Source organism: Undibacterium sp. CCC3.4, assembly GCF_034347425.1.
Taxonomy (GTDB): Bacteria; Pseudomonadota; Gammaproteobacteria; order Burkholderiales; family Burkholderiaceae_D; genus Undibacterium.
In genome coordinates this window covers 491,389-504,849 of sequence record NZ_CP133779.1, presented here as the reverse complement: position 1 = coordinate 504,849, position 13,461 = coordinate 491,389, and the positions used below count along the sequence as shown (strand labels likewise).

At 56.2% G+C, this 13,461-nt stretch carries 14 protein-coding genes; 4 read left to right on the top strand and 10 right to left on the bottom strand.

Features of this window, described 5'->3' with window-relative positions:
• Window positions 1–2 precede the first annotated feature (2 nt).
• From panB to RHM61_RS02395, 7 genes are all read right to left on the bottom strand, one after another.
• The gene (gene panB, locus RHM61_RS02425; RefSeq protein WP_322249543.1) at window positions 3–815 is read right to left on the bottom strand and encodes a 3-methyl-2-oxobutanoate hydroxymethyltransferase; all 813 of its coding nucleotides are present in this window, start codon (window positions 813–815) and stop codon (window positions 3–5) included.
• 88 nt (window positions 816–903) lie between these two features.
• Window positions 904–1,251, bottom strand: coding sequence for a DMT family protein (locus RHM61_RS02420; protein WP_322249542.1), 348 nt, complete (start codon window positions 1,249–1,251; stop codon window positions 904–906).
• A gap of 30 nt (window positions 1,252–1,281) precedes the next feature.
• Window positions 1,282–1,767 carry a 2-amino-4-hydroxy-6-hydroxymethyldihydropteridine diphosphokinase gene (gene folK, locus RHM61_RS02415; RefSeq protein ID WP_322249541.1) on the bottom strand — a complete coding sequence of 162 codons (486 nt, stop codon included), beginning with the start codon at window positions 1,765–1,767 and terminating at the stop codon, window positions 1,282–1,284.
• Window positions 1,764–3,122, bottom strand: coding sequence for a polynucleotide adenylyltransferase PcnB (pcnB, locus tag RHM61_RS02410; protein ID WP_322249540.1), 1,359 nt, complete (start codon window positions 3,120–3,122; stop codon window positions 1,764–1,766). Before pcnB ends, folK begins: the two co-directional genes overlap by 4 nt.
• Window positions 3,119–3,793: an HAD family hydrolase gene (locus tag RHM61_RS02405; RefSeq protein ID WP_322249539.1), complete on the bottom strand. Its 675-nt coding sequence runs from the start codon at window positions 3,791–3,793 to the stop codon at window positions 3,119–3,121. Before RHM61_RS02405 ends, pcnB begins: the two co-directional genes overlap by 4 nt.
• Before the next feature lie 14 nt (window positions 3,794–3,807).
• Window positions 3,808–4,482, bottom strand: a complete 675-nt coding sequence (gene hda, locus RHM61_RS02400; protein ID WP_322249538.1) for a DnaA regulatory inactivator Hda — start codon at window positions 4,480–4,482, stop codon at window positions 3,808–3,810.
• Window positions 4,479–5,564, bottom strand: coding sequence for an AI-2E family transporter (locus RHM61_RS02395; protein WP_322249537.1), 1,086 nt, complete (start codon window positions 5,562–5,564; stop codon window positions 4,479–4,481). The genes hda and RHM61_RS02395 overlap by 4 nt, the downstream gene beginning before the upstream one ends.
• Before the next feature lie 159 nt (window positions 5,565–5,723).
• Between RHM61_RS02395 and purM the strand changes: the two genes are divergently transcribed.
• From purM to RHM61_RS02375, 4 genes are all read left to right on the top strand, one after another.
• The gene (gene purM, locus RHM61_RS02390; RefSeq protein WP_322249536.1) at window positions 5,724–6,767 is read left to right on the top strand and encodes a phosphoribosylformylglycinamidine cyclo-ligase; all 1,044 of its coding nucleotides are present in this window, start codon (window positions 5,724–5,726) and stop codon (window positions 6,765–6,767) included.
• A 176-nt stretch (window positions 6,768–6,943) separates the two neighbouring features.
• Complete coding sequence (locus tag RHM61_RS02385) at window positions 6,944–8,392, top strand: S41 family peptidase (RefSeq protein ID WP_322249535.1); 1,449 nt, start codon at window positions 6,944–6,946, stop codon at window positions 8,390–8,392.
• Between the two features lie 99 nt (window positions 8,393–8,491).
• A complete protein-coding gene (locus tag RHM61_RS02380; protein ID WP_322249534.1) occupies window positions 8,492–10,078 on the top strand; it encodes a PDZ domain-containing protein in 1,587 nt (528 codons plus the stop codon).
• A gap of 83 nt (window positions 10,079–10,161) precedes the next feature.
• On the top strand, window positions 10,162–10,722 hold the full coding sequence (locus RHM61_RS02375; RefSeq protein WP_322249533.1) for a DNA-3-methyladenine glycosylase I: 561 nt from the start codon (window positions 10,162–10,164) through the stop codon (window positions 10,720–10,722).
• On the opposite strand, the gene RHM61_RS02370 is transcribed toward RHM61_RS02375, so the two are convergent.
• From RHM61_RS02370 to RHM61_RS02360, 3 genes are all read right to left on the bottom strand, one after another.
• Window positions 10,723–11,583, bottom strand: a complete 861-nt coding sequence (locus tag RHM61_RS02370; RefSeq protein WP_322249532.1) for a proteasome-type protease — start codon at window positions 11,581–11,583, stop codon at window positions 10,723–10,725.
• An 80-nt stretch (window positions 11,584–11,663) separates the two neighbouring features.
• Window positions 11,664–12,470: a transglutaminase family protein gene (locus RHM61_RS02365; protein WP_322249531.1), complete on the bottom strand. Its 807-nt coding sequence runs from the start codon at window positions 12,468–12,470 to the stop codon at window positions 11,664–11,666.
• A gap of 19 nt (window positions 12,471–12,489) precedes the next feature.
• Complete coding sequence (locus tag RHM61_RS02360) at window positions 12,490–13,440, bottom strand: alpha-E domain-containing protein (RefSeq protein ID WP_322249530.1); 951 nt, start codon at window positions 13,438–13,440, stop codon at window positions 12,490–12,492.
• Window positions 13,441–13,461 lie beyond the last annotated feature (21 nt).

The window sequence follows — 13,461 nt, the reverse complement described above, 5'->3', positions numbered from 1 at the left end:
GTTCAGAAGCTGTGTTCAGCGGCCGGAAAGCTCTGCTGTTTTACGGCGCTGACGTAGGCCAGCACGGCCGCATCGATGCTGGTTTGGCCATCCATGAAGTTTTTCACGAAACGCGCCTTATGGCCGGGGAAGACGCCGAGCAAGTCATGCATGACCAATACTTGGCCGGAGCAATCGACGCCAGCCCCAATGCCGATGGTAGGAATGCTCAGGCTGTCGGTGACTTCCTTGCCTAAGGCTGCAGGAATGGCTTCGAGCACCAGCAGCGTCGCCCCGGCCGCTTGTACTGCCAGTGCTTCGGCTTTGAGTAAATCGGCCGCTGCCGAGGTTTTGCCTTGCACTTTATAACCACCGAGTTGATGCACCGATTGCGGTGTCAAACCGAGGTGGGCGCACACCGGAATCGCGCGCTCGGTAAGAAAACGAATTACCGGCACCAGCCAGGTGCCGCCTTCGAGTTTTACCATTTGGGCACCGGCTTGTACCAGTTGTACGGCATTGGCATAGGCGGCCTCGGGAGTGGCATAACTGCCGAACGGCATATCGGCCACCAGCAAGGCTTTGTTGTTACCACGTGCCACCGCTGCGGTATGGTAGGCAATATCGGCCAGCGTCACCGGCAGGGTCGAGTTATGCCCCTGACAAACCATGCCGAGTGAATCACCGATCAGCAAAACCTCGACGCCACAACGATCCATCAGCGCCGCAAAGCTGGCGTCATAACAGGTGAGCATGGTGATTTTGTCACCCTGTGCGCGCATCTGCAGCAGGGATGGAACGCTGACCGCTTTGCGGTCTTCCAAATAGTTAGCCATTATCTACTCCAAAGTAATGCTGTCGTCGGTTTGTTTATGATCTGACAGCGGTTGATTGCTTACCTTCGATGTGCGCGCTGGGCACAGCTCAGTTTCTGAAAATAAAATATACGGCGCCGACCATGCACAGCCCGGCCCAAACAAAGTCGAGTTTGAACGGCTGATCCATATACAGCATGGCAAACGGCACAAATACCACGAGCGTGATCACTTCCTGCAAAATCTTCAACTGCGCCAAGCTGTATTCGGTGTAGCCGATACGGTTGCCCGGTACTTGTAACAAGTATTCAAATAGCGCGATGCTCCAACTGATCAGTGCGGCGACCCACCAAGCCTTGCCGGCCAGATTTTTAAGATGGCCGTACCACGCCACAGTCATGAAGACATTTGACAGAGCCAGCAAGCCTACAGTTTGCCAGATTACGGGGATGTGCATGTGCGGGCCTTGCCGGTTGGTGGAGGAAATTCAGTGTGCGCGCTCAAGCAGGCGAATACGTTGCGAGGCGACGCCGGCCAAAAAGCTTTGTGCCGGGCCTTGCCCGGGGATGACAATATCCGGTGCCAGATCGAGCAAAGGCCGTAGCACGAAGGCGCGCTGACACAGGCGCGGATGCGGCACAACTAAGTGTGCGCTGACGATGTGCTGCTGGCCGTAGAGCAGAATGTCGAGGTCGAGCGTGCGTGGGGCATTGCGATATGAGCGTTCGCGGCCGCAAGCCAGTTCCAGCGCCTGCAAGCTCGCTAACAAAGCCTCGGCGCTCAGCGTGGTAGCGCAGGCGGCGACGGCATTAACGTAATCATCACCGACGGCGTCGACCGGTGCACTGGCGTAACGCGGCGAAGCCTGCAGCAGCTGTACGCCGGGCAAGCGTGCCAGTTCGGCCAAGGCATGCGTCACCATGTCGGCGGCGGCACCGAGATTGGCACCGATTCCGATATACGTGGTAATCATTCTGCCGGCGTGCTGGCGGCCGGGCTGCGGCGGCGCGGCTTGCGTTTTTTGGCCGGACCGGCGGCGGCCGGTGTTTTCGGTTTACTCTGAATTAACTGTTCGCGCTGGTCTTCATTGCCGTTGATGAAATCAGTCCACCAAGTACCGATTTCGGCCTCGATTTCACCGCAAGCGCAGCGCAATAACAGAAAATCGTAACCGGCGCGCAGGCGCGGATGCTCAAGCACTTTGTACGGCGTTTTGCCGATCCGTTTTTCAAAGCGCGGCTGCATCGCCCAGATGTCGCGCATATCAGCGCCGACCTTACGCTGTATGGCCAGTGCATCGGTTTGAGTATTGAGTACATCGTCGGCGGCTAAGTGCAGTGCCGGTATCGAGAATTCACCGGCGGCTTTGTAGGCATCCCATTTTTCCACCACTTGGTGCCACAGCAGGGCGGCGAACAGGAAGCTTGGTGACACCGGTTTGCCTTGCAAGACGCGTTCATCGGTATTGGCCAGTGCCAGCGTGACGAATTTTTCGCCATGCGGTTGTTCCAGCACCACGTCGAGCAGCGGCATCAAACCATGATGCAAGCCTTCTTTGCGCAATTGCTGCAGGCAAGCCATCGCATGACCGCTGGTCAGCAGTTTGAGCATTTCATCGAACACGCGCGCGGCCGGCACATTATTGATCAAAGGTGCCATGACGGCGATCGGCGCACGGGTCGCAGCATCGATACTGAATTGTAATTTGGCGGCAAAGCGGACCACGCGCAGCATGCGTACCGGATCTTCACGATAGCGCGCTTCGGCCACGCCGATGATGCGCAAGACTTTTTTGCGTATGTCTTTCATACCGCCGTGATAATCGAGCACGGTTTCGGTAGCTGGATCGTAATACATGGCATTGACGGTGAAGTCGCGGCGCACGGCATCGTCGTGTTGTTCGCCGAAGGTATTGTCACGCAAGACGCGGCCATGCTCGTCTTTCGGTGCCGCTTCGTTGGATGGACCGCGGAAGGTGGTCACTTCGAGCAAATCCTGGCCGAACATCACATGCACGATTTGAAACCGTCGGCCGATGATGAAGGCGCGGCGGAACAGGCGTTTGACTTGTTCCGGCGTGGCATTGGTGGCGATGTCGAAATCTTTGGGCTTGACGCCGGTGAGTAAATCACGCACCGCGCCGCCGACCACGAAAGCCTTATAGCCATTGTCTTGCAGCGTTTGCGTCACACGCAGCGCATTGGCCGACACCAACTGCGGGTTGATGCCGTGTTCTTTGGCCGAGAGTACGGTCGGCTTGCGGTTGGCTTGGCCAGACTCAGTCGGATTACTCACGCCGAGGATTTTGCGAATAAATTTCTTGATCATTGCGGGTACAGGTTGATTTGAGGCCAGCCGTGTGCCAACGCATGGGCGCGCAAACTGGCATTCGGGTTGGTGGCGACCGGATTGGTCACGACCTCGAGTAAAGGGATATCGTTGTGCGAATCGCTGTAAAAATAACTGCGCGGGAAAGCCTCCAAGCTGGTGCCGCGGCTGGCTAACCAGTCGTGCAGGTGGATTACTTTACCGCGCCCGGAAGTCGGCACGCCGAGCAGTTTTCCGCTCAGCGTACCGGTTTCATAGCCTTCCGGTTCGGCCGCCAGCAAATGCGTAACCCCGAGCGCGGCGGCGATCGGTGCGGTCACGAAGCGGTTGGTGGCGGTGATGATGGCGATGAGATCATCCTCATCGCGATGCCGCTGCAGCAAGTCGAACGCGGCCGGCAGCAGCGCCGGCTGTATCACTTCTTGCATGAATTGCGCGTGCAACTGATCGAGTCGCGGGCGTGGAAACTGTGCCAGCGTGCCGAGTGCGAACTCCAGATACTCGACCGGGTCGAGCGTACCAGCCTGGTATTGGGCGAAGAAAGTGGCATTGCGGGCGGCGAAAAGCGCGGCGTCGACGGCGCCGACGCGGCATAAAAACTGCCCCCATTCATAATCGGAATCGATGGGGAGCAGGGTGTGGTCGAGGTCGAATAAGGCTAAGTCGCGCATGTTCCGGTTCTTGTTCAGGGCTGTTGTTGCAGCATTAATTCGCGCAGCAGCGGCAGAGTGATCGGCCGTTTCGTCACCAATGAGTAATGGTCGAGGTGATCGAGCATGGCCGACAGCGAACTCATGTCGCGCTGATAGTGCGTAATCAGGTAGGGTAACACGCCGGCAGACAATTGAATGCCACGCGCATGCGCAGAACGCTCCAAAGCGTCGATTTTATCTTCGTCGGTCAGTCCGTGCAGCTGATAAATCAAGCCCCAGCCCAAACGCGTGCGTAAATCGTCGCGTACCGTGAGTATCATTGGCGGGTGATTACCGGCCGCAATCAGAAAGCCACCATGGGCGCGCGCCTCATTGAACAGATTGAATGCGGCGATCTGATTGAGCGGCGAGAGTAAATCACAATCGTCAATCAGGTAGAGGCTGACCTCTTCGCTGAAGTCGAACGCGCTCTCGGGGGCATTGAAAGGAATGTAACGCGCCGCGCCATCATCGGCCAAGGCATGTAGTAAATGTGTTTTACCGGCCCCGGCCTGACCCCATAAATAGACCGAGCGCTCGCCATACTGGCTGGCGATACGCTGGGAAAATAAATCGAGCAATTGCGCGAGTTCAGCGTTTTGTCCGACCACGAAGGTGGTCAGCGATGGCAGTTTTTGCGCATCAAGATCTAATAGTAATTGCCTCATGACTGGCGATAAAAAGAGCTGTTAAGGTAGGCAATGCGTAAGTGTTTCACGGCGACGGAAATAATGGCCGAGGCCGGTAAGGCCACCAGCACGCCGATGAAGCCGAATAACTGGCCGAACGCCATCAGGGCGAAAATTACCGTCAGCGGGTTCAGACCGATCCGTTCGCCGACCAAGCGCGGGGTGAGGAAAAATGATTCCAGCACTTGGCCGATGCCGTAAATGATCGCGACCGCGAGCAAACCCTCGAAGCCGTTGAACTGTAAAATCGCGCCAACCAAGGCCAGCGCCAAGCCCAAGCCATAACCGAGGTAGGGAATGAACACCAAAAAACCGGTGATGAGACCGACTGGTAAGGCCAGATCGAAGCGCGCGATCGACAGTGCGATCGAATAATAGGCCGCCAAGACCAACATGACCAGAATTTGGCCGCGCAAGTATTGCGCCAAGATATCATCAACTTCGATGATGGCAGCGGTGGCACCGTGCACAAAGCGGCGCGGGATGAAATTCGCCAGTCGCTGCATCAATGGATGCCAATCGAGCAACAAATAAAATAAAACGATGGGAATTAACAACAGATTGGCAACCATGCCGAGCACTGCCGTACCGCCGACGCGGATCGAGGAGAGGATGGCTTTGCCGATGACATCGCCGCTGCCGGCCATTTGTTCGGCTAACAAGGCTTTGATGCCGGTACTGTCGAGGCGGATGGTGTAGCCATATTTGGCCAGCAGGGGGGCGATGACTTGATCAAACTTGTCGAAGAAGCGTGGAATTTGGGCTTGTAACTGCGGTGCTTCCTGCTGCAGGATAGGCACGATAATGAGCAGCATCGCCAAGCCCGACGCCATGACGAATACGATCAGCAAGCTCGCCGCCACGGCGCGCGGCAGACGCAAGCGGCGCAGCCGCAGCGCGCACAGTTTGTCGACCCAAGGGTTGAGCACGTAAGCCAGAATCGCCGAGACGATGAAGGGCATCAGTACCGGGCCGAGTAAAGCGAACAAGCTCAGCAGAGCGGCACCGAGCAGCAGCCACAGCAGCGATTGTTTTTGTTCGCTTGAAAAAGAAAAAGGCATGGTCAGAGAGTCGGAATGAAAGTCAGTAAAATCATTGTTTTATCACGTCTTGTCCAAATATCGGTCAAGATGCGGTCATTTTGTTAAAATAGCGTTGTTGCCGGCGTTTTTCCGGCCCTTCCTCTATTTTACCGCCTCAAGCCCCTACTGACGACTATCATGAGCACTTCTCCTTCTGTTTCTCTCTCTTACGCCGACGCTGGTGTCGATATGGTCGCCGGCGACGCCTTGGTCGATGCCATCAAACCTTTTGCCAAACGCACAATGCGCGAAGGCGTCATGGCTGGCATTGGCGGTTTCGGCGCCATGTTTGAAGTCAGCAAAAAATTCAAAGAACCGGTGCTGGTTTCCGGTACCGATGGTGTCGGCACCAAGCTCAAGCTGGCGTTTCATCTCAATAAACACGATACGGTCGGCATCGATCTGGTCGCCATGAGTGTCAATGATATTCTGGTGCAGGGTGCCGAACCCTTGTTTTTCCTCGATTATTTCGCTTGCGGCAAACTCGATGTCGCCACTGCCACTGCCGTCATCAAGGGTGTCGCCTTCGGTTGCGAGCAAGCCGGTTGCGCTCTCATCGGCGGCGAAACGGCTGAAATGCCGAGTATGTACCCGAACGGTGAATACGATTTAGCCGGTTTCGCCGTCGGTGCCGTGGAAAAATCGAAAATCATCGATGGCAGCAAAATCATGCCCGGTGATGTGATCCTCGGTTTGGCTTCCTCCGGTATTCACTCCAATGGTTTTTCCTTGGTCCGTAAGATCATCGAAGTGGCCCAACCTGATCTGCAAGGCGATTTCCATGGCCGCACGCTGGGCGACACGCTCATGGCACCGACGCGTATCTATGTGAAGCCGCTGCTGGCGCTGCTCGAAGCGATGGAAGTCAAAGGCATGGCGCATATCACCGGCGGTGGCTTGGTCGAAAATGTGCCGCGCGTGTTGGGTGATACGCTCACCGCCGTATTACATAAAGACAGTTGGGTCATGCCACCGTTGTTTACCTGGTTGCAGCAGCATGGCGGCGTCGCCGATGCGGAAATGCACCGGGTGTTCAACTGCGGTATCGGCATGGTTGTCATCGTCGCCGCCGATCAGGCTGACGCAGCCATCGCTCATCTCACGGCTTCCGGCGAGACGGTCAGCCGCATCGGCGAAATCCGTGCGCGTGTCGGTGCTGAGCATCAGACCATCGTGATTTAATTTAATTCAGTTCGTGTGCGGCAGTCAGCGCACACAAAGATTGCCCTCGCCTACTGTTGTAGCGAGGGCAATTTTTTTTGCCTGACGCGCGATACACTCGATAGATTGCTATACAATTAACTTTGCATCAGGGCACTTGTCCTGACATCGACGCATTGCTGCCAGATTGCCCATTCATGAAAATTCTCTTTGTTCCGCTGTGTCTCGCCGCTCTTCTGACTGCCTGTGGTGGTGGTGGTGGTGGTGGTGGTGGTGGCAGTGGTGGTTCCAGTTCCAGTTCGGCAGCGTCCGGCAGCAGCGGCTTGCCATCGGCCGCGAGTCTGGCTAATCAATGCGCCACGCCGCGCGCCGGTACGATTGATGTGGCCGCCAGCGCCGCGACTGAAAAAGCCTACTTGCGCTCGTTCGTCGATGAAACCTATCTTTGGTACACCGATGTGCCGAGCAATTTGATGCCGGCTACTTACAGTTCACCGCAAACTTATTTTGATGCACTCAAAACCATGGCCGTTACGGCCAGCGGTACCGCCGTCGACCAATTTCATTGGTCGCAGACCAGTGCTTCGTGGGCCGCGGCCAGTGCCGGTATCGCGCAAGATTACGGCATACAATGGGCTGCCCAGAGCAGCGCGCCGCCGCGAAACTGGATCGTCGCCGGTGTGGCTGCGGCTTCGCCGGCGGCCTTGCTTGGCATAGTTCGCGGTGACCAACTCAGCATTATCGATGGCATCGATTTCATCAATGACAACAGTACGGCTGGCATCGCCAAGCTCAATGAGGCGCTGGCACCCAGCAGTGTAGCCGCCCATGTGTTGACCTTCAAAGGCAAGGCCGCAGTCAGCTTGACGCCGGCGATTTATCCGCTGGCGACAGTCAACAATGTCAGTGTGCTGCAGACTGCCAGCGGCGCGGTCGGCTATTTTATTTTTGACAGCCACATCGCCAAATCAGAAGCAGAATTGAGTGCGGCGATCAGCCAACTCAAGGCTGCCGGCGTGACCGATCTGATCATCGATCTGCGCTACAACGGTGGTGGTTTGCTATATATCGCCAGTGAACTGGCTTACATGGTGGCCGGACCAAGTTCGACCCATGCGCGCATCTTTGAAAAGCTGACTTACAACGATAAGCAGACGGCGCAAAACACCAGCTACCCATTTTATTCCAGCACGGTCGCCGGTTTAGCCCTGCCGACTTTGAATCTGAAACATGTCAGCTTACTCGTTACCCGCGGCACGGCTTCGGCCAGTGAATCGGTGATTAACAGCTTACGTGGCGTCGATGTGAAGGTAGATTTGATCGGTGCTGCCACGCGTGGCAAACCGTATGGCTTTGTCCCGCAAGATAACTGTGGCTGGACTTACTTTGCGATTCAATTCAAAGGGGTCAACGATAAATTGCTGGCCGATTATGCCGATGGCTTCGCACCGACCTGCGCGGTCGCCGACGACTTCACACACCAACGCGGCGATACCGCCGAAGCCTTGTTGAAAACTGCGCTGGCCTATCGTCAAAATGCGGTTTGTCCCATCGCACCTGCCGCTACAACTGCGGCAGTCAGCGCAGCGAGTTACCGTTTGGTACGGCCGCCTAGCTCGGAAATGCGGATTCTGAGCGGGCGCTGAAAAATGGACGAAAGCTGCAAACTTAGCGGCTAGCACTGACCACCGAAGCAATTTTTATTTCGATAGACTTGAATGACACCAACCACATGGAGTCTGTCGATGAAAACTTTACTTCCCTTGTTCTCTCTGAGTTTGTTGGCAGCCTGCGGCGGCGGCGACACCAACGTCGCTCCTGCACCTGTCGTCGGCATCACCAGTGTCCCGATGGCCCATGTCGAAAATGGCGTAGTCAGCGGGCTGCCGGAAACGCTGACGCCGTTGATTCCTGTCACCCCGGTTAAGCCGACCACACCGATTATACCGACCACACCAGTCACACCAGTCACACCAGTCACACCAGCGGCGCACCAATCGCTGGAGGCCGGCATGGCGCAGATCAAACCGCTGCGCGAATTAGCCGGACGCTGTGCCGCGCCACAGCCATCGAGTTCTGAGCGCTCAGGTAGCAGCAACGATGAAAAAAGTTATTTGCGTGCCGTGGTCGAAGAAAAATACTTGTGGGCCGACACCATACCGAAGAGCTTACTGAGCCCACTGAACGATACCCCACAAGCGTTTTACGCCAGCTTGAAAAACCCTGCCCTGACACCTGCTGGCGCGCCGCTCGATGCGTATTTCCAGGTGCAGAGTGAGCAGGCCGTCTCGGCGGCGGCATCCAGTTTGGCCGACCCCAGCTATGGCATCAGTTGGGTGCGCGCGCCGGCACCGGCAGCGTGGCGCGTGGCCGATGTGGCAGCGGGCTCGCCGGCCGCGGCGGCTGGCATCGTGCGCGGCGATGAACTGCTCAGCATCGATGGTATCGATGTCGTCAATGAGCCTGAGCGAGCTGCGCAAATACGCGCCCAGCGTGCTTTATTTCCGCGCACCGAGAGCACCCATGTATTTATTTTTAAAGATAAGCCGGCACTGAATTTAAGCGCACAACTACTCTTACCGACACCGGTAAGGTATGTGCGCATGCTGCCCGATGGTATCGCCTACCTGATGTTGGCCACGCCGGCTGCGGTGTTACAGTCTGGCGTAGCCGATGCGGCGCTGATCGCAGCAGTGAGCGAGCTCAAGGGGCACCATGTCAGTGATCTCGTCGTTGATCTGCGCTACGATGCCGGTGCCTCGATGGATCGTGCCAATCTGTTGGCCGCGATGATTGCCGGACCGCAGCGAACGCAGGGGCACAGTTTTCAGAAAACCGTGCATAATGCCAGACTCGCTGAGCACGATGCAGCCTACCGCTTCCGCACGCATTCTGATACTGGTGCGGTGTTACCCACACTGGCATTGTCACGCGTGACTTTACTCGTCACGCATGCCACCGGACCGGCCAATGAAGCGTTGATCAATGCCTTGCGCGGCATCGGTGTGAAGGTTGATCTGATCGGTGCTGCCACGCCCGGTATGCCGTATGGTATGGGCGTGGTGAAGAATTGCGGTTGGTATTATTATATGCCGCAGTCCCGACTCGGTAATACGCGCGGTGAGAGTGACTATGCCGATGGCTTTGCACCCACCTGCGCAGTGGCCGACGATCTCACTGCCGCACTTGGCGATCCGGCCGAGGCTGTGTTGAAGGCTGCGCTGAGCTACCGCCGTGATGGCGTCTGTCCGGCACCGAGTACGTCGGCGTATGAGTTGGTGCGCACGCGCGCTGAGAAACTCAATAGCCTGAGCGCCGGTATCGGTTTTTAATGGAAACTCGTCGGGGTTGCGGTCCCGATTAACTTGGAAGCGCGGTTTCAATCCGCGCTTACTTCTGTGTCAGGGAATAAGGAATGAACCGACCGCGCTGTAGCTGGGCTAATCCGGCCAATCCGCTCTACCTTGATTACCATGACCATGAGTGGGGCGTGCCCTGTCATGATGAGCGCCGGCTGTTTGAAATGCTTAATTTGGAAGGTGCCCAGGCCGGTTTGAGTTGGGAAACCGTGCTCAATAAACGCAGCAATTACCGGCTCGCCTTCGATGACTGGGATGCGCACAAGATCGCCGCCTACGATGCCGACAAGGTGGCTGCCTTGCTGGCCAACCCCGGCATCATCCGCAATCGTCTTAAAGTCGCCGCCGCCATTTCCAATGCTCAGGCGTATCTGCGCTTGTGTCAGGAATGCGGCAGTCTCGATGCGTATTTATGGGGCCATGTCAGTGGCTTGCCGATTATTAATGATGGCAGCCGCATCATCACGACGCCTTTGTCGGATCAGATTTCCAAAGATTTACGCCGCCGCGGCTTCAAGTTCGTCGGCAGCACCATCATCTATGCCTACATGCAGGGCATAGGCATGGTCAACGACCATGCCGCCGATTGTGCTTGGTATCAGAAGAACGAGGCCTGATCAACTGCGCCGCGGCTGTTGGCCGGCGAATGATTGTAAGGCGGCGTCGGGGGTGCTGGTACGCAGTGGATCGCGTACCAATACCGGTAAATTGTGTACTTGATGCTGACGTGCGCCGCCAGCCGGCGCTTGCTCGGCATCCCATACCGGAGCGGCGATGCCTTCAAACACGGCTTTCAATTGGTCGCCCCAGTTATGGCGTATCGTTTGGAAGTATTGGTTCTTTTCATCGATGGTAACGAAACGGCTGATCGCCAGACGATTGTTTTCATAGACCAGTAAATCGAGCGGCAAGCCGACCGACACATTCGAGCGCAAAGTCGAATCCATGGAAATGAGCGCGCATTTGGCGGCGTCATCGAGGCTGGTGGCCGGATTGACCACGCGATCGAGTATCGGTTTGCCATACTTGGCTTCGCCGATTTGGAAGTAAGTGTTTTCATCATGCGCTTCGATGAAGTTACCGGCCGAGTAAATTTGAAACAAGCGGCAGCGTTCGCCACCGATTTGACCGCCGAACATCAGGCTGACATTGAAATCGATGCCGAATTCAGCGAGCGCCTTGGCATCGCGCTGATGCACGCGGCGCACGGTTTCGCCGAGGATGCGTGCGGCTTCGTACATATTCGGCGCATTCCAGATATTGTTACCGCGTTCATCTTGAAAATCAGCCAACAATTCGCGTATCGATTGCGAAATTGATAAATTCCCAGCCGTCATCAAAACCATCACCCGTTCGCCGGGGTTTTCAAACACCGACATTTTGCGGAAGGTGCCAACTTGATCCACCCCAGCATTGGTGCGTGAATCAGAGAGGAAAACCAGCCCGGCGTCGAGGCGTATGCCAACACAGTAAGTCATCTTGAAAATAGAGCAAATAATTTTGCTGAAAAACGTGAAGGCTTGATTTTACCTCAAGCCGGGCAGGTGTAGGCGGCGAATCAGCGTGGCCGCACGTGTACCGAGACGCTCAAGGTTTCACTGCCACCACCGCGGCGCACGCCGCGTACCGGTGCGGCCGAATCATAATCGCGCCCGATCGCCAAGCGGCAGTAACTGTCATTCATCAAACGCGCATGCGTGACATCGATGCTGATCCAGCCATGATAGCCATGATCATCAGCCCAAACATCAACCCAAGCATGGCTGTCGGCGTGGCCGCTGGTTTCCGGGTCGATATAGCCAGACACATAGCGCGCCGGAATGCCGCGCACGTGGCAACAAGCCAGAAACAGATGGGCATGATCTTGACACACGCCCAAGCCTTGGGCCAGCGCTTCGTCGGCCGTGCTGGTGACGATGGTGGTACCGCTGCGGTAAGCGACAGCTTGTTGGATCTGCTCGGCCAGCACGAGTAAGTCGCGGCTACCAGCCGCGCCGATCTGCGGCAAATGCTGCTGGGCGAAAGCCGTGATCGCGGGACTGGACTCGGTCAGCCGAGTCGCCACCGTAAACACCAGCGGCGAAAATTGTTCGGCATCGGTGATGCGCCCATACGGTGGGGCGCTGACATCGACTACGCCTTCGGCGAGGATATTGACTTCAGAATGCAGGCCGCTGGTAGTGAGCATATGTGACTGATTACCATAGGCATCGAGGAAGGCTTGCTTACTCCCGGCCGTTTGCAAGCGCCACTCGACGATACGCTGGTGCGATTCGGCGCGCGGCGTCAAACGCAACTGTTGTATCGTATACGTCGAGGCAAGCGAGTAGCGGTAAGTGGTCTGATGCTGAATGAGTAGTTGCATGATTTAAATGTTCCGGCGTTCAGGTCGCGCAGGGAACCAGAAAATCGCGCCCTATGCGATTGCCCAGCTCGAAAATGTTTTCCAAAAATTGTTTGAGACTGTCGTGCAGGCCGGCTTCGAGAATATCATCGATACGGGCGAATTTTAAATCGGCATGCAATTTCCCGGCAAAGCGTTCGCTGTCGGCTGACAAATCATTGCGCACTTCAGCCAGATTGGCAACCACTTCATCCATGCAAGCCAACAGCGAGCGCGGCATATCACCGCGCAGCATCAGCAATTCGGCTACCCGTTCCGGGGTAATCACATCGCGATATACTTTGCGGTAAATTTCAAAGCCCGACACCGAGCGCAGCAAGGCCGCCCAGTAATAAAAATCGCGCTGCATGACTTGGCGACCGTGCTCGGCCTCTGCCACGCCGTGAAATTTCACATCAAGAATACGAGCGGTATTGTCGGCCCGTTCGAGAAAGGTGCCGAGTCGAATAAAATGCACGGCTTCGTCTTTGAGCATGGTACCGAGGGTGACGCCGCGCGAGAGATGCGAACGAAATTTAACCCATTCAAAGAATTGGCTGGGATCTTGTTCCAGCATGCCGCTGTTGAGTTTTTCCTGCATTTCCAGCCAGGTTGCGTTCTGGGTTTCCCACACTTCGGTAGTCAGGGTACCGCGCACGGCACGTGCGTTTTCACGTGCTTCCTTCAGACAGGTGGCAATCGAAGATGGATTCATCGGATCGCGCACCATGAAATCGAGCACGTCAGCCTTAGTCAACATGCCATATTGGTGGTCGAAGGCGGTTTCGAGCTCGGAAATGCCGAGCATGGCGCGCCAGCCTTGTTCAGCATTTTGCGCCGATTGCGGCAACATCGACGTTTGCATATTCACATCGAGCATTCGTGCCGTGTTTTCGGCGCGTTCGGTATAACGTGCCATCCAGAATAAGTGATCGGCGGTTCGGCTCAGCATAAGTATTCTTTCTAAAATAAT